Here is a 24,667-nt window from a genome sequence, read left to right on the forward strand (position 1 = left end):
TGCGGGCCCGCGCTACCCGGCGACCGCCGCGGCGACCACGGCGACGACCTCTGCGACGGCGGGCGCCACGGCGAACACCGTACGGGCAGGCCCCGTCCCACCCGTCCCGTCCATATCTCCTGCCCCACCCGCACTGCCCGTACCACCCGTTCCACCAGCACCTTCGGCTCCACCCGCCCCACCAGCCGCGCTGCGGAAGGGGGTTGACCGCCCCGGCGCGAACGACCGGTCGCGGTTCGCGCCCGGCTCCGCCCCACCGCCCGTCCGCAGGTCCCCGGCCGCCCCGGCGTCCGGCCCCCGGCGCGCTCCCGGGCGTTGGAGGCCGTCGGCGATCGCGGCAAACCCGCCTGATCGGTTTCGGACACCGGACCCGGCCCCGGCAACCGGGGCGACGGCCGTCCCGACGCTCACGGGAACGGGCGCACTCGGACCCTCCAGGGCGGTCGCCGTGACACGTGCGCCGGTCCGTGCGCCGAGTTGCGCCGTCGCACGGGCGGGCACGGTGGCCGCCTGCTGCCGCCCGGACCCACCCGCGCGCACCCCCGGCCGGGCGCCCGTGCGCGTGGAGGGCGCGTTGCGTGCGGAGGGTGCGTTGCGTGCGGACAGCACCAGGCCGACGGCCTCCGGGATCCCGGCCGCTTTCAGCGTGGGCCGGTAGCCGTTCTCCGCCCACGGTCGGCCGTGGTGCAGCCAGACGCTGCGCAGCCCGGCCAGTTCGGCACCGGCGATGTCGGCGGGCGCGTGGTCCCCGACCATCCAGGTGTGCGCCGTCCAGTCCCCGGCCGGTCGGATGCCGCACCGCCGGGCGGCTATCTCGAAGATCAGCGGGTCCGGTTTGACGCAGTCGGCCTCCTCCGAGATCACCCAGCCGTCGACCAGCGGCCCCAGCCCGGTCCGCCGGATCTTCTCCAACTGCGGCCGGGTGCCGCCGTTGGAGACGATGCCGAGGGTCCACCCGGCCGCCCGCGCGGTCCGCAGCGCCTCCACCGTCCGGGGCGGGCAGTGGATGTGCGAGTTGATGCCGCGTCGGAAGTGCGCGAGCAGGAACTCGAGCGAGGCGTCCAGGCCATAGCGGCGCCGGACCGCGGACAGTACGGTGCTGCGCGGCACGTAGCCGCCCCCGTCGAGGGTGACGAACCAGTCGAGGTCCCCGGGCGGCAGGTGGTGTTCGGACAGGAAGTCCCGCGCCCAGGCCCGGAAGGCGGCGTCCCGGGGGAGCAGCGTGTTGTCGAGGTCGAACAGGAGCAGCGGCATGCCGAGCATGGTGCCAGCGGCCCGGCCCATGCACCTGGCAAATGCCAGACCGCGTCGCGAAGCCGTACGAAGTGGCTGAAAGGACCCGGACACCGGATGGACGGGGCGGGCCTGGGCGGGCCGGTGAGCAGGCCGGGATCCGTGGGACGTAACGGTTGGCGACATTCCGCAACGGATCGTCGCCAATCCATGACAGTCCGGTCACGGTGTCCGGCGGGCCTGTTGCGCCACTGGGCCCGCTCAGTCAAGCTCCTTAGAACCTCCGTTCTGGAGGGGGGCGCGATCGCCTGCGGGCAGGGCGCACTGCCACGGCGGGCGCATCCTCCTTTCGCGGGAACAACGCCGCTCCGGGGCTTCGCCGCTGGGCCGGGCCCCGTGCTCGTCGTACTCTGAAAGGAAAAGGTCACATACGGTGCTGCGCGTCGCCGACCGACGTCATCCCGTGGGCGGGCCTGCTGCCCGGGCAGCGTTGTCCTCCTCTCCTGTCGGCCCCTCTCCCTTGAAGAGCCGTGAGCCATGGCTGGTTTTGAGCCTTCCCGACCGGTCGAACCGGACGCGCCCCACAGTGCGGGCGCAGGGCCCCGGGGAGACGGCGCCCGCACCCACCTCGACCCGTCCGGCGTGCGTGACGACGACCGCGTCAACGAGCGCGACGACGCGCGTGACGCGCGTGTCGAGCCATGTGTCGCCGAGCTCGACGACCGACGCATCGGCGAGCAGCGCGGCGAGCGGCGCGTCGAACTGCCCGGCGGGCAGCCCGAACAGCATGCGGACGGCAGTGCCGCTACCGGCCGCGATCCTGGCGCCGACCTCGACCTCGACCTCGACCCCGGTGCCGGCACCGGTGCCGAGGTCGGCGGCCGTGCCGACGGTTCGGCCCACCCCGACGGCGGGCCGGACGGCGGACGGGCAGGCGCCGTCGGGACGCCGCGGCCCGCAGCCGCGAGCCCTGGGTGGGCCGAACCCCACGCCCTGGTGCGCGCCCTGCGCGGCCTCCGGCGCAGCGGCCTCTCCAGGCGTGACCGTCCCGGGCCGCGCCAGCGCCGTGACGGGCGTCCGGCCGAGCCCGCGGAGCCCCCGGTGACGGGCCGCCCCGGCCCCGGTGCCGAACGTCCGGACACTGCCTCCGGTCCGCTCGGCGGGCACACCGAGCCGTCGGCGACGGACGCGCCCGGGCGCTCCCTCGATCCGGTGTTCCAGCACGGCGTCGTGGTGGGCTTCGACGGCTCGCTGTCGAGCGAGCGCGCCCTCGCCTACGCCGTCGGCATGGCCCGCCGGTCGCAGTGCGGCCTGGTGATCGTGCACGTCGCCAACCGCCTGCCCGCCACGGTCTGGGCGGGCTGTGAGCCTCCCGTCTTCGTCGATCTCCCGGACCACCGCACGGAGGTCCTCGGCCTGGAACTCGCCTGCGCGGACTTCCTCGCGGGGGTGCCGTGGGTCCTGATCGAGCGGGGCGGCGACATCTGCCACGAGATCGAGGAGGTCGGCCGCGAGTACGCCGCCGACGCGATCGTCGTCGGCACGACGCACGGCCTGCTCGGCAAGATCTTCGGCTCGGTCTCCGGGCGGCTGGCGCGGCGGGCCAACCGCCCGGTGATCGTGATCCCTTGAGGACTGCCCGCTGCCGCGGAGTCCCCGCGGCGGCGGTACCCGCCGACGCGGTCACTCCTCAACAGCCCTTGTGGAGCGGTGGGTTGGCCCGGTGGGCCCGGCTCCCGGGGTGACCACCGGAAGCCGGCCGTCAGGAGTCGACGGTCAGCTGCCGATCGTCACGACGTGACGCCGAGCTGCCGGGCGATGAGCATGCGCTGGACTTCGGACGTGCCCTCCCCGATCTCGAGAATCTTGCAGTCGCGCCAGAAGCGGGCGACCGGGAACTCGTTCATGAAGCCGTACCCGCCGTGGATCTGGGTCGCCTCGCGGGCGTTGTCGACGGCGGCCTCGGACGAGTACAGCTTCGCGATCGCGGCCTCCTTCTTGAACGGTTCACCGTGCAGCAGCCGGGAAGCGGCGTCCCGCCAGGCCAGGCGGGAGGTGTGGGCGCGCAGCTCCATGTCGGCCAGCTTGAACTGGATGGCCTGGTTGGCACCGATCGGGCGGCCGAAGGCCCGGCGGGTGCCGGCGTACTTGACGGACTCGTCGACGCAGCCCTGGGCCAGGCCGGTGGCCAGGGCCGCGATCGCGATGCGGCCCTCGTCGAGGATCCGCAGGAACTGGGCGTAGCCTCGGCCACGCTCGCCCAGCAGGTTGGCCGCGGGGACGCGGCAGTCGGTGAAGGACAGTTCGCGGGTGTCGGATGCGTTCCACCCGACCTTCGAGTACTTCTTCGAGACCTGGAACCCCGGGGTCCCGGTGGGCACGATGATGGACGAGATCTCCCGCACGGGCGAGCGCAATTCGCCTTCTTCACTCGAACGAGCGATCGGTTCGGTGAGCGCGGTGACGGTGACCAGTCCGGTGATGTCGGTGCCGGAGTTGGTGATGAAGCACTTGGTCCCGTTGATGACCCACTCGTCGGTGGCCTCGTCGTAGCGGGCGGTGGTGCGGGTGGCCCCGGCGTCCGAGCCGCCCTCCGGCTCGGTGAGGCCGAAGGCGCCGAGGAGTTCGCCGGAGGTCAGCCGGGGCAGCCACTCGCGCTTCTGCTCCTCGGTGCCGAAGCGGTGGATCGGCATCGCGCCGAGCGAGACGGCGGCCTCCAGGGTGATCGCCACCGAGGAGTCCACGCGGGCGAGTTCCTCCAGGACGAGGCCGAGGGCGAAGTAGTCGCCGCCCATGCCGCCGTACTCCTCCGGGAAGGGCAGGCCGAACAGGCCCATCCGCCCCATCTCGCGGACGATCTCGTAGGGGAACTCCTCCCGCTCGTAGAACCCGCCGATCTTCGGCGCCACCACGTCCTGGGCGAACTCCGCGACGGTGCGCCGCAGTTCCTCGTACTCGCTGCTGAGCCGGTGGTCGAGCATCTGATCCTCCTGGTGCCCGGCCGGGGTGGCCGCGGGCATGAGCGGGACGGCCGGCGTCCGTCTGACGGTGTGACGGTCGCACGGTGTGGTTGACGGATGAAAGCGGTGTGGTGGCGCCGGCCGGGCCGTTCGGGCGGCCGGCGCCGGGAAGTCGGGCGGGGCGGGTCAGCCCCGGGCGGCGCCGAGCAGCGCCTGGACGGTGCGGGAGGGGCTCGGGCGGCCGAGCTGCCCGGCCATCCAGCCGCTGGTCGCGACCAGCGCGCGCAGGTCGACGCCGGTCCGGACGCCGAGCCCGTGCAGCATCCACACCAGGTCCTCGGTGGCCAGGTTGCCGGTGGCGCTCTTCGCGTACGGGCAGCCGCCCAGTCCGCCCGCCGAGGCGTCCACCGTGGTGACGCCCTCGCGCAGCGCCGCCAGGGTGTTGCTGAGCGCCTGGCCGTAGGTGTCGTGGAAGTGCACGGCGATCCGGCCGACGGGCACGCCGGCCTTCGCGAACCCGGCCAGCAGCGCGCCGACCTGGCCGGGGGTGGCCACGCCGATGGTGTCGCCGAGGCTCAGCTCGGCGCAGCCCATCTCCAGCAGCTGGACGCCGTACCGGACCACCTGGTCGACCGGGACGGGCCCCTCCCAGGGGTCGCCGAAGCACATCGAGAGGTAGCCGCGGACGGTGACCCCGGCTTCGGTGGCCCGGGTCACGACCGGGCGGAACATCGCCATGGCCTCGTCCGCGGAACGGTTGAGGTTGCGCCGGGCGAAGGTCTCGGTGGCGCTGGCGAACACCGCGATGTCGGTGGCGTGGTGGGCGAGCGCGCGGTCGAGGCCGCGCTCGTTGGGGACCAGCACCGGCAGCCGCAGACCGGGGTGGAGCTCCGGCAGGCCGGCGAGCCGGGGGACCAGCTCCTCGGCGTCGGCGAGCTGGGGTACCCATTTCGGGTGAACGAAGCTGGTCGCCTCGACGGTCCGCAGCCCGGCGGCGGCGAGCCGGCCGATGAACTCGGCCTTGACCTCGACGGGCACCAGGGAGCTCTCGTTCTGCAGCCCGTCGCGCGGCCCGACCTCGTGGATCCGGACCTCCTCGGGCAGGCCGGGGGCGCGGACCGGGTCGGGCAGGCCCAGGTCGAGCGCGTCGGGCTCGCGGGTGGCGGCCCCCGGGGCGGGGGTCTCCGTGGCGGGGCTCTCCGGGGACGTCACGACCGCACCTCCGCGGGCTCGGCGGCCGCCTCGGCCGGGGTGACCACGACCAGCAGGTCCTCCATCGCGACGGTGGCGCCGGCGGTGGCCCGCAGCTCGGCCACCACGCCGTCGTGCGGCGCGGCGATCACGTGTTCCATCTTCATGGCCTCCAGCACGAGCAGGGGCTGGCCCTTGCGGACCGTCTCGCCCGCCGTGGTCTTGACGACCGTGACGGTGCCGGGCATCGGGGCGGTCAGCGCGCCGTGGTGCGCCGAGGCGCCGCCGGCGCTCTCGACGACCGGGTCGTAGGCGTGCATCGGCCAGGCGTCGCCCTCGATGCCGAGCCAGGTCACCGGGCCGGCCGGGAGGCCGGGGGTGGCGTCGGTGGCCAGCGTGAAGGCGGTCTGCAGGCCGTCGACGGTCAGGTGCAGCCGCTCGGCCACCAGGGTCGCGCGGGCGCGGTGGACGGGCCCGGCGTCCAGCTGGAGCTCCACCTCGCGGGCGGCCCCGGACGCATTGTCAGTGGCGTCGGTTACGTTGCCCGCAGTGATCGAACGGATGCGCACCGACACCGGGTCCTGGCCGGGGGTCCGGAGTCGGTGGGTGGTCCAGGCGGGGGTGCCGCCGAGGCGCCAGCCGGAGGGGAGGGAGAACGGGTCGGTCCAGCCGCCGGGGTCGGCGGCCGGGGTGAGGTCCAGGTGCCGTGCCAGCGCGGCCGCGTAGTAGAGGAGGTGGGCGGGTGACGGTGGTTCGGATGCCGAGGCGTCGGCGGGATCGGTCGCGGTCGGGGCTGCCGCGTCCGGGGTCGCCGCGGTCGGGGCTGCCGCGTTCGACGGGGAGTGCGGTGCGACGAGCAGGGCCGGCTGCTGCTGGGCCGTCCGTTCCACCAGGCCGGTGTCCAGTCGGCCGGCGACGACGTCGGGGTGGGCGAGCAGTCGGCGCAGGAAGCCGGTGTTGGTGGTGACACCCAGGATGCGGGTGTCGGCCAGCGCGGCGCGCAGCCGGCGCAGCGCGGTCGGGCGGTCGGGCCCGTACGCGATGACCTTGGCGAGCATGGGGTCGTAGGCGCTGGTGACGACGGTTCCGGGGGCGACCCCGGAGTCGACGCGGATGCCCTCGCCCTGGGGCTCGTCCAGGGTGAGGATGCGACCGCCGGTGGGCAGGAAGTCCCGTTCCGGGTCCTCGGCGCAGATGCGGGCCTCGATGGCGTGGCCCAGGAAGGAGACGTCGGACTGGCCGAAGGAGAGCGGCTCGCCCGAGGCGACGCGCAGTTGCCACTCGACCAGGTCCAGTCGGGCCGATTCCGGACCGACGGCGACGGCGAGTTCGGTGACGGGGTGCTCGACCTGGAGGCGGGTGTTCATCTCCATGAAGAAGAAGTCCCGCACCCCCTCGGCGGCGGAGGCGGGGGCATCCGGGTCGATGCCGGGGACGATGAACTCCACGGTGCCGGCCCCGGTGTAGCCGCAGGACTCGGCGGCGCGGACGGCCGCAGCGCCCATCGCGGCGCGGGTCTCGGCATTGAGCAGGACGGAGGGAGCCTCTTCGATCAGTTTCTGGTGGCGGCGCTGGAGGCTGCACTCGCGCTCGCCGAGGTGGACGGTGGTGCCGTGGGCGTCGGCGAGCACCTGCACCTCGATGTGGCGCGGTCGGTCGACCCACCGCTCCAGCAGCAGGGTGTCGTCGCCGAAGGCGGTCCGGGCGACGCGGCGGGCGGCGGCGATCTCGGTGGGCAGCTCGGCCGGGTCCCGCACCAGGCGCATGCCCTTTCCGCCACCACCGGCGGAGGGCTTGAGCAGGACGGGGTAGCCGATCTCGTCGGCGGCGGCGACGAGGTCCTCGTCGGTGGGCGCGGTGGCCTGGCTGCCGGGGACCACGGGGACGCCGGCGGTCCGGACGGCCTCCTTGGCGTTGATCTTGTCACCCATCAGCTCGACCGCACCGGGAGGTGGTCCGATGAAGACGAGGCCCGCGTCGGCGCAGGCGCGGGCGAAGCCGGGGTTCTCGGCGAGGAAGCCGTAGCCGGGGTGGACGGCCTGGGCGCCGGTGCGGCGGGCGGCGGCGAGGATCTGATCCGTGCGCAGGTAGGTCTCGGCGGCCGAGCTGTCGCTGCGGTCGGCCGGGCCGAGCCGGACCGCGACGTCGGCCTCGCGGACGTGCGGCGCGTCGGCGTCCGCGTCGCTGAACACGGCGACCGAGCGGACACCGAGCCGCCGCAGGGTGCGGATCACCCGCAGGGCGATCTCACCGCGGTTGGCGACCAGAACTGTGTCGAACATGGGAGGCGTTCCTCCGGGTCGAGGGGAGCCGTAAGAGAGGAGGGGGCGGTGGGCGGTTGCGGCGCCGGCCCGGTCGTCGGACCGGCGCCGCAGGAGTCACACCCGGAAGAGCGGGGTCACCGGAGCGGTGGCGTCGGAGTGCCCGCGTCGGGGCGGTCGCGTCGGGGCGGCCACCCCGGAGCGGTCACATGCGGAAGACACCGAACGGAGCGGGCGGCGCCAGCGGGGCGTTGGCACAGGCGGTGAGGGCGAGACCGACGGCGGTGCGGGTGTCCATCGGGTCGATCACGCCGTCGTCCCAGAGCCGGGCGGTGGCGTAGTAGGCGCTGCCCTGGCGCTCGTACTGCTCGCGGACCGGGCGCTTGAACTCCTCCTCCGCCTCGCCCGGCCACTCCTCGCCGCGCGACTCCAACTGGTCACGGCGGACGGTGGCCAGTACGGAGGCCGCCTGCTCGCCGCCCATCACGGAGATCTTGGCGCCCGGCCACATCCACAGGAAGCGGGGTGAGTAGGCCCGGCCGCACATCGAGTAGTTGCCGGCCCCGTACGAGCCGCCGATCACCACGGTCAGCTTCGGGACCCGGGTGCAGGCCACGGCGTTGACCATCTTGGCGCCGTGCTTGGCGATGCCGCCCGCCTCGTACTGCCGACCGACCATGAAGCCGGTGATGTTCTGCAGGAAGAGGAGGGGGATACCGCGCTGGTCGCACAGTTCGATGAAGTGGGCGCCCTTGACTGCCGACTCGGAGAACAGCACGCCGTTGTTGGCGACGATGCCGACCGGGTGGCCGTGGATCCGGGCGAAGCCGGTGACCAGGGTCGCGCCGTACTCGGCCTTGAACTCGGCGAAGCGGCTGCCGTCGACCAGCCGGGCGATCACCTCGCGCACGTCGTAGGGCGTGCGCGGGTCGACCGGGACGGCCCCGTACAGGCCGGCCGGGTCGACGGCCGGCGGCTCGGCCGTAGTGAGCGGCCACGGCCTGGGCGTGCGCGGGCCGAGCTCGGACACGATGGTGCGGACGATGGAGAGCGCGTGGGCGTCGTCCTCGGCCAGGTGGTCGGTCACGCCCGAGGTGCGGGAGTGCAGGTCACCGCCGCCCAGCTCCTCGGCGGTGACCACCTCCCCGGTCGCGGCCTTCACCAGCGGCGGTCCGCCCAGGAAGATCGTGCCCTGGTTGCGGACGATCACCGCCTGGTCGCTCATCGCCGGGACGTAAGCGCCACCGGCCGTGCAGGAGCCGAGCACGGCGGCGATCTGCGGGATGCCCGCGGCCGAGAGCCGGGCCTGGTTGTAGAAGATCCGGCCGAAGTGGTCGCGGTCCGGGAAGACCTCGTCCTGCATCGGGAGGAAGGCGCCGCCGGAGTCCACCAGGTAGATGCAGGGGAGGCGGTTCTCCAGCGCGACCTCCTGGGCGCGCAGGTGCTTCTTCACCGTCATCGGGTAGTAGGTGCCGCCCTTGACGGTGGCGTCGTTGGCGACCACCACCACCTCGCGTCCGGCGACCCGGCCGATGCCGGCGATCACCCCGGCCGCGGGCGCCGCCCCGTCGTACATCCCGTCGGCGGCCAGCGGCGCCAGCTCCAGGAAGGGCGACGCCGGGTCGAGCAGGGTGTCCACCCGGTCGCGGGGGAGGAGCTTGCCGCGCGAGGTGTGCCGGGCGCGCGCCTTGGCGCCCCCGCCGAGGGCGGCGGCGTCGAGCTTGGCGCGCAGTTCGGCGACCAGGGCCCGGTGCGCCTCGGTGTTGGCCCGGTAGGCCGCGGAGCCCGGGTCGGCGGAGGTGCCGAGCCGGGGTGCCGGCGCGGCGGCTCCCGGTGCTGCGGCGATCGGTGCTGTGGCACCCGGTGCCGGCGCGGTGCCGGTCGGTGCGCCGAACCGGACGCCGGAGGAGGCACCGGTGGTTGAGATGACCATTCCCAAGAGCTCCCTTGCCCTCGGCAGCAGGCGGGCGGGCCGAGTACGGTGCGCCCCTGATCCTCACGTTAATTAACGTTAACTTACGCGCTCAGGTTAACGGCCGATAACCCGACTGTCTACGATGGGCGGCATGCCGAACGTCCCCGCAGCCTCCGCGCTCCCACGCCGCGACCAGATCCGCAGGGAGGCCGCGCGACTGTTCGCCGCCCGGGGCTTCCTCGGCGTGGGTGTGGACGAGATCGGCAAGGCCGTCGGCATCAGCGGCCCCGGCCTCTACCGCCACTTCGCCGGCAAGGACGCGATGCTGGCCGACCTGCTGATCGGCATCAGCGAGCGCCTGCTGGAGGAGGGGCGACGCCGGGCGGGCGGTGGCGACGGCCCGGCCGCCACGTTGGACGCCCTGATCAGCGGCCACGTCGACTTCGCCCTGAACGACCGCGACCTGATCACCCTGCACGACCGCGAGCTGCTGAACCTCAAGGAGGAGGACCGCCGTACCGTCCGGCGGCTCCAGCGCGGCTACGTCGAGCTGTGGGTGGACGTGGTCCGGCAGGCCCATCCGCCGCTCGCAGATCCCGGCGCGGAGCCCGTGGCGCGGGCCGCCGTGCACGCGGTCTTCGGCCTGATCAACTCGACCCCGCACAGCGTCGGCCCCGATCCGGCCCAGGGCGAGCGCGCCGGTCTGCAGCGCGACGGCATGGCCGCGCTGCTGCACACCCTCGCCCACGGCGCCTTCGCCGCGGCCGCCGACTCCGTGGCTGCGGCCGACGCCACGGGCGTCGACCGGGGGGTTGGGTCCGCGTAGGCCCGTTCACTCCCCGTCCGCTGCCCTTTCCCGACGTCGCCGACCCGGTACCGTCCCGGGCAAGGCTCGACCGGACAGGGCCTAGGTCCAAAGGACGGCGCCTGCCCGCCCCCGGGGCGCTGGGCGCGCGCCGGGTCTTCGGGCGACCCTGGGGGCAAGGGCCGGACCGTCGGGCCGCAGCTGTGTTCGATCGGGAATCACCGCAGGCCGCAAGCTGTTGCCCAGTCGCCGGACCGGACGATCCGGGCCGTACCGGAGTCAGTTCCGATCGCCTCGCGCGGCCGGAAATGCCGTGGCGGCCACCCGACGAAATGGTTAGCATCCCTAAATATGCCCGAGACTCACGGATCCATGGTGGAGCAATCCCCGAGCGGCCAACCGGCCCCCGGCCCCGACCCGGCGGCCCCCGTCGACGGCCTGAGGGCCACCGAAGCAGGCCCCGCGCCGGAGGCGGCGGCCACTCCGAGCCCGGCCACCACTCCGAGCCCGGACGGCGCTCCGAGCCCGGCCGCCGCTCCGAGCCCGGCCGCTCAGGCCGACGGCTGGCTGCGTCGCCTGATCGGCTACAGCTGGCGGTCCCGTCGCAGCGTGCTGCTCGCCTTCGGCGCCTCGCTGGTCGGCATGGCTGTCACCGCGCTGGTGCCGCTGGTCACCAAGCTGATCATCGATGACGTCATCGTCGCCCACACCCGCTCGCTGACCCCGTGGGCGGTGGTGCTGCTGCTCGCCGCCGTGGTGGTCTTCGGCTGCACCCAGGTCCGTCGCTACTACGGCGGCCAGCTGGCCCTCGACGTCCAGCACGACATGCGCAGCGACCTGTTCCGTTCGCTCGGCCGGCTCGACGGCCACCGCCAGGACCGCCTGGACACCGGTCAGGTGGTGGGGCGCGCGACCTCGGACCTCCAGCTGATCAACGGCCTGCTCTCGATGCTGCCGATGATGACCGGCTACCTGCTGATGTTCGTGATGTCGCTGGGCGTGATGGTCTGGCTGTCCCCGCCGCTGACCCTGATAGCCGTGGTGATGGCCCCTGCGCTGTGGTGGGTCAGCGTGCGCAGCCGTAAGCGCCTGTTCCCGGCCACCTGGGCCGCCCAGCAGGAGGCGGCCGCCGTCGCGGGCGTGGTGGACGGCGCTATCGGCGGGGTCCGGGTGGTCAAGGGCTTCGGTCAGGAGGCGCAGGAGCAGGACAAGCTGGAGCTGGTCTCCCGCAACCTGTTCGCCGCCCGGCTCCGGTCGATCCGCCTGAACGCCCGCTACAACCCGGCGATGCAGGCGATCCCGGCCCTGGCTCAGGTCGCGGTGCTGGCCTTCGGCGGCTGGCTGGCCGTCGACGGTCGGGTCTCGCTCGGGACGTTCGTCGCCTTCTCCACCTACGTCGCCCAGATGACCGGCCCGGTGCGGATGCTGACCATGGTCATCACGGTCGGCCAGCAGGCCCGGGCGGGCGTCGAGCGGGTGCTGCAGCTGATCGACGAGCGCCCGCTCGTCCAGGAGCGCCCGGACGCGCTCACCCTGGACCTGACGAGGGACGGGACCACCCCCGCCGACACCCCCGCCGACACCCCCGCCGACACCGCGGCTGACCGCCCGGCCGGCGCCCCGGCCGGCGCCCCGGCCGGCACCGTCGGCCCCCGCACCCCGGACGTCGCTCTGGAGTTCGACCGGGTCGAGTTCCGCTACGACCCCGAGCACCCCGCCCCGGTGCTGCACGGGCTCAGCCTCGCGCTGGCCCCCGGCGAGACCCTCGCCCTGGTGGGCGCCTCCGGCTCCGGCAAGTCGACGGTGGCCCAGCTGGTGCCCCGCTTCTACGACCCGGCGGGCGGCGCCGTCCGCCTCTACGGCCACGACCTGCGCGACCTCACCCTGGACTCGGTCCGTGCGGCGGTCGGCATCGTGCCCGAGGAGAGCTTCCTCTTCTCCGAGTCGGTCCGCACCAACATCGCCTACGGCCGCCCGGACGCCACCGACGAGCAGATCGTCGCCGCCGCGCGCGCCGCCCAGGCCGACGAGTTCGTCCGCGCGCTGCCGGACGGCTACGAGACCAAGGTCGGCGAGCAGGGCCTGACCCTCTCCGGGGGCCAGCGCCAGCGCATCGCCCTGGCCCGGGCGATCCTCACCGACCCCCGGATCCTGCTGCTGGACGACGCCACCTCGGCGGTCGACCCGCAGGTCGAGGCGGAGATCCACGACGCGCTGCGCTCGGTGATGACCGGCCGCACCACCCTGCTGATCGCCCACCGCCGCTCGACCCTCCAACTCGCCGACCGGATCGCGGTCCTGGACCACGGCCGACTGCTGGACCTCGGCACGCACGAGGAACTCGAAGCCCGATGTCCCCAGTACCGGGCCCTGATCACCGACCCGGAAGCCAGCCGTGCACCGGAGCCACAACCCGGGCCCGCCACCGCCACCAGCACCGGCACCGCCGATACCCCCGCTGACTCCGCCGCCTCCGGCTCCGCCACCACCGACGCCTCCGGCTCCGAGTCCGAGTCCGCGCCGGCCGCGGAGAAGGACCGGCCGTCCGCGCAGACCCCCGCACTCCCCACCCCCGCCCTCGCCAAGGCGGCCCGCACCGCCGACCCCGAGCTGCTGGCCAAGGTCGCCGCCCTCCCGCCGGCCGCCGACGCCCCCGCCGTCCCCCGCGCCGAGGCCGAGGCCGGGGATCCGGATTTCAGCCTCGGCCGCCTGCTGCGCCCCTTCCGCACCCCGCTGCTCATCGCCTTCCTGCTGGTCACCCTGGACGCGGCCGCCGGGCTGGTGCTGCCGGTGCTGATCCGGCACGGGATCGACGAGGGCGTCCGCAAGGGCCTGATGGCCGGTGTCGCGGTCGCCTCGATCACCGCGCTCGTCGTGGTGCTGCTGGACTGGCTGGTGCAGGGTGCCGAGAACCGGGTCAGCGGCCGGACCGGTGAGCGGGTGCTCTACACCCTCCGGCTCAAGATCTTCGCCCACCTCAACCGGCTCGGCCTGGACTACTACGAGCGCGAGTTGACCGGCCGGATCATGACCCGGATGACCACCGACCTGGACTCGCTGACGTCCTTCCTGCAGACCGGAATGGTCACCGCGGTGGTCAGTCTGCTGACCTTCGCCGGGATCTTCGTGGCCCTGCTGATCATCGACGCCGGTCTGGCCCTGGTGGTCTTCGCGGTGCTGCCGCTGCTGGTGATCGCCACCCTGGTGTTCCGGAAGAGGTCAAAGGACCAGTACGAGCGCTCCCGGGACCTGATCAGCACGGTCAACGCCGACCTCCAGGAGAACGTGGCCGGCATGCGGATCGTCCAGGCCTTCCGCCGTCTGGACACCAACACCGACCGCTTCGTGGCCCGCGGCATCGCCTACCGGGAGGCCAGGGTCCGGGCGCAGTTCTACATCTCGCTGTACTTCCCGTTCGTCCAGTTCCTCTCCAGCGTGGCCGCCGCGCTGGTGCTGATCGTGGGCGCCGCCCGGGTGGACGCGGGGACGCTGACGGTCGGCGCGCTGGTCGCGTACCTGCTCTACATCGACCTGTTCTTCGCCCCGGTCAACCAGCTGTCGCAGGTGTTCGACGGCTACCAGCAGGCCTCGGTGGGCCTCGGCCGGATCCGTGAGCTGCTGCGCACCCCGACCACCACGGCCGCGGCGGCCGATCCGGTCCCGGTGTCGAAGGGGCTGCGGGGCGAGATCAGTTTCGAGGGCGTCGGCTTCGCCTACAACGGCGGGGCGGACGGCGCACCGGAGGTGCTGAGCGCCGTCGACCTGCACATACCCGCCGGTCAGACGGTGGCGCTGGTCGGCGAGACCGGCGCGGGCAAGTCGACGCTGGTGAAGCTGGTCGCGCGGTTCTACGACGCGACCGAGGGCACCGTCCGGGTCGACGGGGTGGACCTCACCCGCTACGACCTGGCCCAGTACCGCCACCGGCTGGGCGTGGTGCCGCAGGAGGCGTACCTGTTCGCGGGCACGGTCCGCGAGGCGATCGCCTACGGCCGCCCGGACGCCTCGGCGGCCGAGGTGGAGGCGGCAGCCCGGGCGGTCGGCGCGCACGACATGATCGTCGGACTGTCGGGCGGCTACGACCACGAGGTCGCCGGCCGCGGACGCAACCTCTCGGCCGGTCAGCGCCAGCTGATCGCGCTGGCCCGGGCCGAACTGGTCGACCCGGACATCCTGCTGCTGGACGAGGCCACCGCGGCGCTCGACCTGGCCACCGAGGCCGCCGTCAACCAGGCCGCGGACCGGCTCAGCGGCGGTCGCACCACTCTGGTCATCGCCCACCGGCTGACCACCGCCGAACGCGCGGACCGGGTGGTCGTGCTGGACCACGGCCGGGTGGTCGAGGACGGCACCCACACCGAACTGCTCGCGCTGGACGGGACGTACGCCCGGCTCTGGCAGGCGTTCATCGCGGACGGCCACCCGGCCCCGACCGAGACGGTCGCCGCCGGGTAACCGCGGTCGGGTCGTCGGGCGGTCCGACGGCGGCCCGGCAGCCCGGCGGCCCGGCGGTCCGACGATCGGGCGATTGGGCGATGTGCTCAGGCGGCGATCAGCGAGGCCAGCAGGCCCGAGGCGTCGACGCCGCGCGGCAGGTCGCTCACCTGGCCGTCCCCGACCTCCACCACCCGCCAGCCGGAGCCGTCCGCCCGGCTGGCGAGGTCGGTGGTGACGAAGCGGCAGCCGAGTCTTCGCACCAGTGCGGGGACGTGGGTGAGGTCGGGCTCGACCCGCTGGTGCGGGGTGTCCGGGTGCGGGCCGACCAGGATCGGCCGACCGTCGAGCCACCACACCCGGACCTCCACCGCCCGCCCGTCGCCGCCCGTGTCGTTCGGGCCGCCCGCGTTGCCGACGCCGCCCGTGCCGCCACGGCCTCCCGCGCCTCCCGCGCCTCCCGCGCCGCTCGCGTCTCCCTCAGCACCGTCAGCGGCCCGGCCCGTTCCGTCGGCGCGCTCGAACTCCTCGTACCGGCGCAGCACCACCCCGCCCGCCAGGGACTCGCCCTGCAGCTCGACGAACCGCCCGACCACCCGTCCGACGGTCGCCAGGTCCGCCAACTCCGGTACGTAGCAGGCCTCGTGCCACTCGTGCTTGCGGGACTTCACGTAGTCCTTCACGATCGCCGGCCCGGTGCCGCCGAGCCGGGCCACGGCGTCCGCCAGCTCCGCCGGGGTGGGTGCCGCCGTCCCGTCGGACGGGATCCAGACGCTGGGCGGGGTCGCGCCCTCGAACACCCCGTACCAGCCGGGCAGTTCGTGCGCCGCCGCGTAGCCGGGCGCGCTGGTCAGCAGGTTGCCGCCGCGGGCGGTGAGGGCGGCGGCGAACCCGGCGTACCGGGCGGAGGGGAGCATCCAGCCCCGGTACCAGAGCGGTCCGCAGTCCCGGGGCACCCGCCGGACCGCCTCCTCGGGGTGTCCGGCGAGCAGTGCGTCGTGGTCGACGAGGTGGTGCTCACCGCCCAACTCCCGTAGCAGCCGGGCCTCCCAGGCGAAGTGCGGATCGGGCCGGCGCGGGTTGAGCGGATCGGCGGGGAAGAGGATCGAGGGTACGGGCATGGCGGTCAGGGTAAGGCCAGCGGGCCGCTCCCGGCTGCGATCCGGCGGCGGTCGGTCGCCCCGGTTCCTCCCCCGTGGGGCGTCGGGACGGCGGATCCGGTCGACGCCCGGTGCGGGCGCTGTCAGAGTGTCCCGATGCGAAGACTGCTGCGACCGCACCGACGCGTTCCCCGCCGGGCCGCCCGTACGGTGGTGCTGGACGGCGACGGCTCGGTGTTCCTGCTCCGTTCGGACAACGACGAGGTCGGCGTCCACTGGACGATGCCCGGCGGCGGGCTGGAGCGGGGTGAGACCCCGCTGGTCGGCGCCCGGCGCGAACTGTGGGAGGAGACCGGCTGGACCGATCTCGAACCGGGCCCGCTGCTCTGCACCTGGGAGCACGACTTCACCTGGCACGGAACCCCGGTCCGCCAGCACGAGCACATCTACCTCACCCGCGGACCGCACCGCGGCCCGGTCGGCGATGTCAGTGCGGTGCACGCCCAGGACCGGATCCTCGACTGGCGCTGGTGGACCCCGGCCGAGCTCGCCGACGAGAACGCGGACGCACTCTGGCCGCCCCGGCTACCGGAGTTGCTGGAGCCCGTCCGCGCGGGCTGGGCGGTCGACGGGCGCCCTCCGGTGCCCGTCGACCTCGGTTACATCCCGAACGCCTGACCGCGCCCGCCGCGCCGGGCGGCCCGTCCGCCCGGCCCGGCCGGGCCGGGCTCCCAGCCGTGCAGGTCCAGCTCCCGGTCGTGCAGCGCCCACGGGTTCATCCGCACCGTCAGCCGGGCGCCGGCCAGTTGCTCGACGGTGAGCCCGGTTTCGATGATCAGCTGCTCGGTCGACACCGAGACGGCGATGGCGGGACGCCAGGAGGGCAGTACGACCAGGCTGGTCCCGCGCCCGACCCGGATCGGCTCCGCCGTCACCCGGACCGGTGTCCGCTCCTCCGGGCGACCCACGGCGTCCGACTGGACCGGGCTGCCGCCGATCAGGATGCCGAGCGGTGGTTCGGCCCGGGCTGCCTCGGTACCGGTCCCGAGGGCAGCCCTGACAGCAGTCGCGCCTTCGACCCCCACTCCGGTGCCCGCTCCGGTCCCGACCCCGAGCCCGGTGCCGGCCCGGTACGCGGCGTTCGTCCCGGGCTCCGGGGGCGCGGTGGTCGGGTGACCGGCCACCGGCCCCGTTGCACCGGTCGGTGTACCCGTCCACCCCGCACCGGGCGGCCGGGTGCCGGCCGGGTCGGTCGCGGCCGTCTCCCGTGCGGCCGCCTCCTGCCCGGTCGGGCCGGCCGGCGGGTGCATCCGACGCAGTCGGCGGGACGGCGACGGCCGCCGCGAGCCGAGGCTCCGGAGCTCCTCGCGCCCCGAACGCGCCACCGCTGCGGGCCGGTTGCCCTCGACGGGCGCTGCGGTCCGCTCGAACCGGACGAACCCCGACCCGGTCCGCTCGGAGGCGGAGCCCGCACCCGAACCGGCACCCGCACCCGAACCGGCATCCGCACCGGCGTCGACGCCGGCCTCGGGCCCGGACTCCGCCTCGGACGCCTCCTCGGCCTCGCCGAGCAGCGCCCGTACCTCCGCCACCGGCCGACGGCACGCGGCCGCCAGCTCGGCGAGCGAGCGCCCCTCGGCGCGCGCGGCCCGCAGCCGGTCGGCGAACGCCTCCCGGAGCCGTGCCGTGGTCGCCGCGCCGCTCGTCGTGTCGCTCGCCGTACCGCCGTCGGCAGCGCCGCAGTCGTCGGTGCCGCTGTCCGCGGAACCGCCGGCAGCGCCGCCGCCGTCCGCTGTCGCGCCATCCGTCGCAGCGCCATCCGTCGCAGCGCCATCCGCCGCAGTGCCGTCCGCCTTGGCGCGCCGGAGCCGCGCTTCGACGTCCTCCGGCGTGCGCGGCTGCGGCACCGAGTCGTGGCGGACGAGGGCGCCCGGGGCGCCGGGCGCGCCGACGTCGGCCGCCGTCGCGATCGAGCAGATCGGCGCCCCCGCGCCGGGCGGGCGGGGCCCGTCGGTCGGGGGCGAGGAGTCGGCACCGTCCGCAGCGGTCCCGGACGGTCCGGGCGGGGCGGGGTCGGTGGAACCGGGGTGGAGCGAAGTCATCGGCGGGCCCTTCGGGGGACGGTCCCGACGATCCTCCCGCACCGCGCCACCAGCTCCAAGCGTCATTCCCGCACGGGCGCCCGGGAGCACGCCGTGACCACCGGGTGATCAGCGGCGGACCCTACCGGGCGTATCGGCTCAACTCCCGGACGCGACGAAGTCCTTGAGGTCGGAGAGCACCGCGTTGGCCGCCGTCACGCCGAGCCCGAGGAACCAGGTCTCGTCCGAAACCGGCCGCGCCTGACCGGACTTGACCGCCCCGAGGGTCTTCCAGAGCGCCCCGCCCAGCACCGCGTCCTGGTTGGTCGAACTGGGGCTGCCGTACACGCCGTAGAAGATCCAGTCGGCGTCGGCCTTGTCGATCTGTTCCGGGCTGACCTCCACCGCGAGTTCCTTGACCTGCTCGATCGCGGGCTGCGGCAGCGGCACGTCGGTGAGGATGGTGCCGATGAACGAGAGTTCGGCGTAGAGCCTGGTCCGGCCGGGCATGAAGCGCAGCGGCGTGATGGTGGGCCGCTTGCCGCCGAGGGCGGCGCCGATCGCGGTGGCGGCGGCCTGGTAGGCGTCGAGCTGCGTCTTGGCTTCCGCCTGCAGGCCGAAGGGACTGGCGTTGAGCAGGAAGTTCTGCTTCCACGGGTAGCCGGGGCGCAGTGAGAAGACGGTCGGCGCGATCTTCGACAGCTGGGCGTACTGGTCCTGGGCGCGCAGCTGGCTGCCGAGGATCAGGTCGGGCTTGAGCGCCGCGATCGCCTCCAGGTTGAGGCTGTTGATGGTGCCGACGGCGGCCGGGTTGCCCGCCTTGTCCTTGAGGTAGGAGGGCAGCGACTTGGAGCCGTCGGTGTGGACGACCCCGACCGGCTGGATGCCGAGCGAGACGACGTTGTCGAGCTCGCCGGTGTCCAGCACCACGACCCGGGTGGGCCTGGCGGGGATGACGGTCTCGTCCATGGCGTGCTTGACGGTGCGCGGGTAGACGCCGGGGGCGGCGTCGGTCCCGAAGCCCTTCATCTTCTCGATGACACCGGCGTAGTCGTCGCCGCCCTGCTTCACCGACTTCTGGTCCGGCGAGCCGCCGCTGCCCGGCTTCGCGCCGCTGCCGCCTCCGGACCCGCCGGAGCCGCCCGAGCCCCCCGAGCTGCCGCAGGCGGCGAGGAGCCCGCCGAGGCCGAGCACGGCGGCGCCGGTCACTCCGGTGGCGAGGAAGCGGCGCCGGCTGGGGGTGCGGGCGACGAGGGCGGGGACGAGGGCGGGGGCGGGGGCCAGGTTCGGGTCGTCGGAGTCGGGGGCCACGCGACGCTCCTTCACGGTCGGGACCGGACGGTCGAGGTTAGGTGAGGCAAACCTATCCCGTGGCCGGACGCACCCTCCGCACGGGGGTGCGCACCGAGGGGCCAAAGGTCATCATCAGTGCACAAAATCACCAAGAGTTGGTCTATTCAACCTTCTTCGCGCGGCTTAGAGTGCGCTGGTGTTTGATCAGCAGCTCTCAGAGCACACAAGCAGCGGCCGGGCAACGGCGCCCGGTGCTCCGCAGGGTGCCCCGGTCAGTGGCACCAGTGGTGGCGTTCCCGAACCGGGGGCGGCTGGGGGAGCGGGGGACAAGGGTCTACGGGGCAACTCGGTGGGCCTGCTGGGCAGCGTGGTGCTGGGCGTCTCGACCGTCGCCCCGGTGTACTGCCTGACCGCGACGCTCGGGCCGACGGTCACCGCGGTCGGCGTCCAGATGCCGGCCGTGTTCCTGGCCGGCTTCCTGCCGATGCTGCTCGTCGCGTTCGCGTACAAGGAGCTGAACAAGGACTTCCCGGACTGCGGTACGTCCTTCACCTGGACGGTCAGGGCCTTCGGCCCCCGGGTCGGCTGGATGGCCGGCTGGGGACTGACCGTCGCCACCATCATCGTGCTCTCCAACCTGGCCGGCGTGGCGACGGAGTTCCTCTACCTGATGCTCGGTGAGATGACCGGCAGCAGCTGGATCGCCGGGCTCGACCAGAACAAGGCCGTCCATCTGCTCACGGTGGTGCTGCTCATCGCCGGTGCCACCGCGATGAGCTACCGGGGGATGACGGCCACCAAGTGGTTCCAGTACGGCCTGGTCGGCCTCCAGCTGGCCGTGCTGCTGCTCTTCTCGGCCATCGCCATCGGCAAGGCCGCCGCCGGGGACCTGCCCGACTCGATCGGCTTCTCGTTCTCCTGGCTCAACCCGCTCCAGGTCGGCTCGTTCAGCGCGTTCACCGCCGGCCTGTCGCTGTCCATCTTCATGTACTGGGGCTGGGACACCTGCCTCACCATGAACGAGGAGACCCTCGGCAGCACCAAGACCCCGGGCCGGGCCGCGATGGTCTCCATGGTCACCCTGGTCGGCTCGTACCTGCTGGTCGCGGTCGCCGCCCAGATGTTCGCCGGTGTCGGCAGCACCGGCGACGGCCTCGGCAACCCGGCCACGGCCGACAACGTCTTCGCCGCGCTCGCCCGCCCGGTGCTCGGCTCGCCGTGGAGCATCCTGCTGTTCCTGGCCGTCGTCGCCAGTGCCGCCGCGAGCCTGCAGACCACCTTCATCCCGGTGGCCCGCACCCTGCTTGCGATGAGCGCCTACCGCGCCGTGCCGCCGCGCTTCGGCACCGTCCACCCGCGCTTCCGCACGCCCGGCTACGCCACCGTCGCGGCCGGCCTCGCCACCGCCGTCTTCTACGTCGGCATGAGCCTGATCAGCGAGAACGTCGTCCAGGACACCATCCTGGCGCTCGGTCTGATGATCTGCTTCTACTACGCGCTGACCGCCTTCGCCTGCGTCCGGCACTTCCGCCACTCGCTCCGCGACAGCCCGCGCGACCTGCTGCTCATGGGCGTCGCCCCGCTGCTCGGCGGCCTGCTGCTGAGCGCCGTCCTCCTCCAGACCCTGACCGACGCCTGGTCCCCCGACTACGGCAGCGGCGCGGTGTTCGGCGTCGGCTCGGTGTTCGTGATCGGCGTCGGCATCCTGCTGCTCGGTGCCGCGCTGATGACCTGGTACGGCCGGATCCGCCCGGAGTTCTTCCGCGGCGAGACGCTGCGGCAGGGCACCCGGGCCCTGGTCGTGGAGGACTGACGCCGGTCCACGGTGTCGGGGATCGGTGCAGGGGGCCGGTGCAGGAGACCTGAACCGGGTGACCGGTGCAGGGGGCCGGCGCTATCGTTGGAGCCGTGAAGCGCTTCGTGGGCCTGTGCTGGTGGCCGTCCTAGGACGGTCACCCCACTCGCCTGACCACAGGGCCGTCCGGGATGGACGGCCCTGTCGCGTTTTCCCCACGGGACGGGCCCCTCGCCCCGGACGGCCGCCACCGCCGCCGTACCGAGGGAGAAACCCGATGACCACCACCGCCACCACCACCGGCGCCGCCACCACCACCGCTGGTGCGGTCGCCACCACGGCCATGACCGCCGGCACGTCCGACCTCACCGCCCAGGACCGGATCGACGACCCGTCCTCCCACCGGGTCCTCACCGGCGACCGCCCCACCGGCCCGCTCCACCTCGGCCACTACTTCGGCACCCTGCAGAACCGGGTCCGGCTGCAGGACCAGGGCGTCGAGATGTTCGTCCTGGTCGCCGACTACCAGGTCATCACCGACCGCGACATCGCCGACCGGCTCGCCGAACACACCGAGAACCTCGTCCTCGACTACCTCGCCGCCGGCCTCGACCCCGAACGGGCCACGATCTTCGCCCACAGCGCCGTTCCCGCCCTCAACCAGCTGCTGCTGCCCTTCCTCAGCCTGGTGAGCGTCGCCGAACTCAGCCGCAACCCCACCGTCAAGGACGAGATCGCCCACTCCAGCCAGGCCGCCGTGAACGGGCTGATGTTCACCTACCCCGTCCACCAGGCCGCGGACATCCTGTTCTGCAAGGCCGACCTCGTCCCGGTCGGCCAGGACCAGCTGCCCCACCTCGAAGTCGCCCGCACCGTCGCCCGCCGCTTCAACGAGCGCTACCCGCACGCCGACGGCAGCGCCGTGTTCCCCCGCCCCCGGGCGCTGCTCTCCGACGCCCCGATGCTGCTCGGCACCGACGGCGGCAAGATGAGCAAGAGCCGCGGCAACGCCGTCGCCCTCGGCGCCGACGAGGACACCACCGCCCGGATCATCCGCGGCGCGAAGACCGACGCCGACCGCCGCATCGGCTACGACCCGGTCGGCCGCCCCGAGGTGTCCGGCCTCGTCCTGCTCGCGGCGCTCTGCCAGGACCGCGCCCCGGAGGCGATCGCCGAGGAGGTCGGCGACGGCGGCGCGGCCGCCCTCAAGCGCACCGTCATCGAGTCCGTCAACGAGTACTTCCGCCCGCTGCGCGCCCGTCGCGCCGAGCTCGCCGCCGACCGCGGCCACCTGCGGCAGGTCCTGCGCGAGGGTGCCGAACGGGCCAACGCCATCGCCGACGCCACTCTCGCCGAGGTGCGGGAGGTGATGGGCGCGATCTGAACGGCCCTCAAGCCGACCGGCGCCCCGTGACGGGCCCGTCTGCGGACATCGGCCGGTCGACCGGCGGGCATATCGTCACCGGGCGGCCTCGACCACACCCCCGAGGCCGCCCACAGCCCGCCCCTTCCCCGAAAGGTCCGGTCCATGGACCAGCAACCGACCACGCCCGGCCAGGGACTGACCCGCCCGCCGCAGCTGCGCCCCGGCGACCACATCGCCGTCGTCGCCCCCAGCGGCCCGATCGACGCCGGGCGCCTCACCGCCGGCTGCGAGATCCTCCGATCCTGGGGCCTGCGGGTCACCGTCGCCCCGCACGTCCTCGACACCCACCCCACCCTCGGCTACCTGGCCGGTGCCGACGCCGACCGCGCCGCCGACCTCCAGGACGCGTGGCTGGACCCCGACGTCGACGCCGTCATCTGCGCCCGGGGCGGCTACGGCGTCCACCGCATCGTCGACCTGCTCGACTGGACCGCCCTGCGCTCCGCCCGCCCCAAGCCCCTCATCGGGTTCAGCGACGTCAGCTCCCTGCACGAGGCCTTCGCCCAGCGCCTCGGCCTCGCCACCCTGTACGGGCCGATGGCCGCCGCCGCCTCCTTCGTCGAGGACGGCCCCACCGCCGAGCACCTGCGCCGGACCCTCTTCGACCCGGCCGCCACCACCGTCCTCACCTCGCCCACCGCCGGCCCGCTCGTCCCCGGCCGCGCCCGGGGCGTCACCGCCGGAGGCTGCCTCCACGTACTCGTCGCCGAACGCGGCACGCCCGCCGCCCGCCCCTCCTACGCGGGCCGCATCCTCGTCCTCGAAGACGTCAACGAGCACCAGTACCAGCTCGACCGGCTGCTGACCCAGCTCCTGCGCTCCGGCGCCCTCGACGGCGTGGCCGGCATAGCCCTCGGCTCCTGGGAGGGCTGCGGGCGGCCCGAACGGGTACGGGACGTGATGACCGACCGCCTCGGCGGCCTCGGCGTGCCCGTGCTCTGGGAGCTGGGTTTCGGCCACTGCCCGTCCACCCTGACCGTCCCGCTCGGCGTCCCCGCCCTGCTCGACGCGGACGCCGGCACGCTCACCCTGGAGCTGCCCGCCCTCGTCCCCACCGCCGCTCCCGACACCGCAACCGGCTCCGCCTGAGCCGACCGTCGGCCCCGGGCCGGTGAGTAGGGTGCGGCCATGAACGAGGACCGCCTCACCGCCCTTGCCCTCGGACTCCTCCGCGGCCCGGGCAGCAACGCCCGCACGATCCTCGGACTTGTCGGCCCGCCCGCGGCCGGCAAGTCCACCCTCGCCCGGCACCTGGTCGCCGAGGTCGAACGCGCCGAGGGCCCCGGCACCGCCGCGTACCTGCCGCTGGACGGCTTCCACCTCTCCACGGCCCAGCTCGACCGCCTCGGGCTGACCCACCGCAAGGGCGCCCCAGCCACCTTCGACGCCCACGGCTACGTCGCCCTGCTGCGCAGGGTCGCGGCCGACCGGTTCCAGGACATCTACGTCCCCGACTTCGACCGCACCCTGGACGAACCGGTCGCGGCCCGCCACGTCGTCCGCCCGCACACCCGCCTGGTCATCACCGAGGGCAACTACCTCGCTGCCGCGGACGCCCCGTGGCCGGAGGCCCGCCGGCTGCTGCGCGAACTCTGGTACGTCGACACCGACGACACCGTCCGCGAGGAGCGGCTGCTCCGCCGCCACCGCGACGGTGGCCGGGACGAGGCCACCGCCCTGCGCTGGGTCACCGGCAACGACCACCCCAACGGCGAGTACGTGAAGCAGGGCCGGGCGCTCTGCACCCGGACGGTCCCCGGGGCCCGTTTGCTCCCGATGCCGGAGAGGGGTAGTGTTTCCTAGTCGCCCGGCAGGGAGCACCGGACACGCATCGGCGCGGACGGTCCCGGAGCGGCCAATCCCTTGAATCACCACTTCCGGTTCGTGCCGGTCGTTTCGCTTTTACGCGTCTCGGCTCGGTGCTTATTCGGCGTGCGCTGTTTATCGGATTGCGGCCGGATTCGCTTTTCGGAGCGGGGATCGGCTAGAGTTTGAAACGTCGGACGGGGCGTCAAGCCGCAGAAGACACCGGCGAGTTGGATGACGAAGCCCCGGAAAACGGAGCGGAAAACATCTGATAAGCTGGAAACACGAAAGAACGAAGCGCCCGGAGGGCCCGCTGGAAGGCGGTCCGAAGGAAGCGTCCGTTCCTTGAGAACTCAACAGCGTGCCA

General features: G+C 73.8%; 17 protein-coding genes. 8 read left to right on the forward strand and 9 right to left on the reverse strand.

The features are described 5' to 3' along the window. Nucleotides 1–12 precede the first annotated feature (12 nt). Nucleotides 13–1,254 (reverse strand): HAD-IA family hydrolase, encoded by a 1,242-nt coding sequence (locus ACFWXO_RS29090; RefSeq protein WP_380527199.1) that lies wholly within the window; start codon nucleotides 1,252–1,254, stop codon nucleotides 13–15. Nucleotides 1,255–1,689: 435 nt separating this feature from the next. Next, the gene (locus ACFWXO_RS29095) at nucleotides 1,690–2,136 is read right to left on the reverse strand and encodes a hypothetical protein (protein ID WP_380527201.1); all 447 of its coding nucleotides are present in this window, start codon (nucleotides 2,134–2,136) and stop codon (nucleotides 1,690–1,692) included. A gap of 198 nt (nucleotides 2,137–2,334) precedes the next feature. On the opposite strand from ACFWXO_RS29095, the gene ACFWXO_RS29100 reads away from it, so the two are divergent. Beyond that, on the forward strand, nucleotides 2,335–2,865 hold the full coding sequence (locus ACFWXO_RS29100) for a universal stress protein (RefSeq protein WP_375883414.1): 531 nt from the start codon (nucleotides 2,335–2,337) through the stop codon (nucleotides 2,863–2,865). A gap of 158 nt (nucleotides 2,866–3,023) precedes the next feature. Here ACFWXO_RS29100 and ACFWXO_RS29105 read toward each other — a convergent pair whose 3' ends face one another. The 4 genes from ACFWXO_RS29105 to ACFWXO_RS29120 form a co-directional block, all read right to left on the reverse strand. Further along, nucleotides 3,024–4,214: an acyl-CoA dehydrogenase family protein gene (locus ACFWXO_RS29105; protein ID WP_375883416.1), complete on the reverse strand. Its 1,191-nt coding sequence runs from the start codon at nucleotides 4,212–4,214 to the stop codon at nucleotides 3,024–3,026. 165 nt (nucleotides 4,215–4,379) lie between these two features. After that, on the reverse strand, nucleotides 4,380–5,330 hold the full coding sequence (locus tag ACFWXO_RS29110; protein WP_380527220.1) for a hydroxymethylglutaryl-CoA lyase: 951 nt from the start codon (nucleotides 5,328–5,330) through the stop codon (nucleotides 4,380–4,382). 71 nt (nucleotides 5,331–5,401) lie between these two features. Next, the gene (locus ACFWXO_RS29115; RefSeq protein WP_380527204.1) at nucleotides 5,402–7,666 is read right to left on the reverse strand and encodes a biotin carboxylase N-terminal domain-containing protein; all 2,265 of its coding nucleotides are present in this window, start codon (nucleotides 7,664–7,666) and stop codon (nucleotides 5,402–5,404) included. Nucleotides 7,667–7,850: 184 nt separating this feature from the next. Then, complete coding sequence (locus tag ACFWXO_RS29120) at nucleotides 7,851–9,578, reverse strand: carboxyl transferase domain-containing protein (RefSeq protein ID WP_380527206.1); 1,728 nt, start codon at nucleotides 9,576–9,578, stop codon at nucleotides 7,851–7,853. 133 nt (nucleotides 9,579–9,711) lie between these two features. Here ACFWXO_RS29120 and ACFWXO_RS29125 point away from each other — a divergent pair, with 133 nt between their 5' ends. Beyond that, a complete protein-coding gene (locus ACFWXO_RS29125) occupies nucleotides 9,712–10,386 on the forward strand; it encodes a TetR/AcrR family transcriptional regulator (RefSeq protein WP_380527208.1) in 675 nt (224 codons plus the stop codon). Nucleotides 10,387–10,716: 330 nt separating this feature from the next. Then, nucleotides 10,717–14,820 carry an ABC transporter transmembrane domain-containing protein gene (locus ACFWXO_RS29130; RefSeq protein ID WP_380527210.1) on the forward strand — a complete coding sequence of 1,368 codons (4,104 nt, stop codon included), beginning with the start codon at nucleotides 10,717–10,719 and terminating at the stop codon, nucleotides 14,818–14,820. Nucleotides 14,821–14,906: 86 nt separating this feature from the next. Here ACFWXO_RS29130 and ACFWXO_RS29135 read toward each other — a convergent pair whose 3' ends face one another. Beyond that, the gene (locus ACFWXO_RS29135; protein ID WP_380527212.1) at nucleotides 14,907–15,920 is read right to left on the reverse strand and encodes an ATP-grasp domain-containing protein; all 1,014 of its coding nucleotides are present in this window, start codon (nucleotides 15,918–15,920) and stop codon (nucleotides 14,907–14,909) included. A 135-nt stretch (nucleotides 15,921–16,055) separates the two neighbouring features. On the opposite strand from ACFWXO_RS29135, the gene ACFWXO_RS29140 reads away from it, so the two are divergent. Continuing rightward, the gene (locus ACFWXO_RS29140; RefSeq protein ID WP_375883428.1) at nucleotides 16,056–16,577 is read left to right on the forward strand and encodes an NUDIX hydrolase; all 522 of its coding nucleotides are present in this window, start codon (nucleotides 16,056–16,058) and stop codon (nucleotides 16,575–16,577) included. Here the strand turns inward: ACFWXO_RS29140 and ACFWXO_RS29145 are convergent. Beyond that, nucleotides 16,559–18,001, reverse strand: a complete 1,443-nt coding sequence (locus ACFWXO_RS29145) for a hypothetical protein (RefSeq protein WP_380527213.1) — start codon at nucleotides 17,999–18,001, stop codon at nucleotides 16,559–16,561. The two genes, ACFWXO_RS29140 and ACFWXO_RS29145, sit on opposite strands and share 19 nt — an antisense overlap. Nucleotides 18,002–18,139: 138 nt before the next feature. Further along, nucleotides 18,140–19,189, reverse strand: a complete 1,050-nt coding sequence (locus ACFWXO_RS29150) for an ABC transporter substrate-binding protein (RefSeq protein WP_380527222.1) — start codon at nucleotides 19,187–19,189, stop codon at nucleotides 18,140–18,142. A 433-nt stretch (nucleotides 19,190–19,622) separates the two neighbouring features. Here ACFWXO_RS29150 and ACFWXO_RS29155 point away from each other — a divergent pair, with 433 nt between their 5' ends. From ACFWXO_RS29155 to ACFWXO_RS29170, 4 genes are all read left to right on the forward strand, one after another. Beyond that, complete coding sequence (locus ACFWXO_RS29155; RefSeq protein ID WP_380527215.1) at nucleotides 19,623–21,086, forward strand: APC family permease; 1,464 nt, start codon at nucleotides 19,623–19,625, stop codon at nucleotides 21,084–21,086. 325 nt (nucleotides 21,087–21,411) lie between these two features. Further along, entirely contained in the window at nucleotides 21,412–22,452 is a 1,041-nt protein-coding gene (trpS, locus tag ACFWXO_RS29160; RefSeq protein WP_380527224.1) for a tryptophan--tRNA ligase, read from the forward strand. Nucleotides 22,453–22,596: 144 nt separating this feature from the next. Further along, the gene (locus ACFWXO_RS29165) at nucleotides 22,597–23,583 is read left to right on the forward strand and encodes an LD-carboxypeptidase (RefSeq protein WP_380527217.1); all 987 of its coding nucleotides are present in this window, start codon (nucleotides 22,597–22,599) and stop codon (nucleotides 23,581–23,583) included. A 39-nt stretch (nucleotides 23,584–23,622) separates the two neighbouring features. Next, nucleotides 23,623–24,297, forward strand: coding sequence for a nucleoside/nucleotide kinase family protein (locus ACFWXO_RS29170; RefSeq protein WP_380527219.1), 675 nt, complete (start codon nucleotides 23,623–23,625; stop codon nucleotides 24,295–24,297). Nucleotides 24,298–24,667: the final 370 nt, after the last annotated feature.

The sequence above is a fragment of the Kitasatospora sp. NPDC059088 genome, assembly GCF_042738155.1.
Taxonomy (GTDB): Bacteria; Actinomycetota; Actinomycetes; order Streptomycetales; family Streptomycetaceae; genus Kitasatospora.

What these genes read in the sequence shown, in the direction of transcription:
- ACFWXO_RS29140 (WP_375883428.1), top strand. Translation starts at nt 16,056, where the DNA reads ATGCGAAGACTGCTGCGACCGCACCGACGCGTTCCCCGCCGGGCCGCC.
- trpS (WP_380527224.1), top strand. Translation starts at nt 21,412, where the DNA reads ATGACCGCCGGCACGTCCGACCTCACCGCCCAGGACCGGATCGACGAC.
- ACFWXO_RS29130 (WP_380527210.1), top strand. Translation starts at nt 10,717, where the DNA reads ATGCCCGAGACTCACGGATCCATGGTGGAGCAATCCCCGAGCGGCCAA.
- ACFWXO_RS29115 (WP_380527204.1), bottom strand. Translation starts at nt 7,666, where the DNA reads ATGTTCGACACAGTTCTGGTCGCCAACCGCGGTGAGATCGCCCTGCGG.
- ACFWXO_RS29145 (WP_380527213.1), bottom strand. Translation starts at nt 18,001, where the DNA reads ATGACTTCGCTCCACCCCGGTTCCACCGACCCCGCCCCGCCCGGACCG.
- ACFWXO_RS29090 (WP_380527199.1), bottom strand. Translation starts at nt 1,254, where the DNA reads ATGCCGCTGCTCCTGTTCGACCTCGACAACACGCTGCTCCCCCGGGAC.
- ACFWXO_RS29105 (WP_375883416.1), bottom strand. Translation starts at nt 4,214, where the DNA reads ATGCTCGACCACCGGCTCAGCAGCGAGTACGAGGAACTGCGGCGCACC.
- ACFWXO_RS29125 (WP_380527208.1), top strand. Translation starts at nt 9,712, where the DNA reads ATGCCGAACGTCCCCGCAGCCTCCGCGCTCCCACGCCGCGACCAGATC.
- ACFWXO_RS29135 (WP_380527212.1), bottom strand. Translation starts at nt 15,920, where the DNA reads ATGCCCGTACCCTCGATCCTCTTCCCCGCCGATCCGCTCAACCCGCGC.
- ACFWXO_RS29120 (WP_380527206.1), bottom strand. Translation starts at nt 9,578, where the DNA reads ATGGTCATCTCAACCACCGGTGCCTCCTCCGGCGTCCGGTTCGGCGCA.
- ACFWXO_RS29165 (WP_380527217.1), top strand. Translation starts at nt 22,597, where the DNA reads ATGGACCAGCAACCGACCACGCCCGGCCAGGGACTGACCCGCCCGCCG.
- ACFWXO_RS29170 (WP_380527219.1), top strand. Translation starts at nt 23,623, where the DNA reads ATGAACGAGGACCGCCTCACCGCCCTTGCCCTCGGACTCCTCCGCGGC.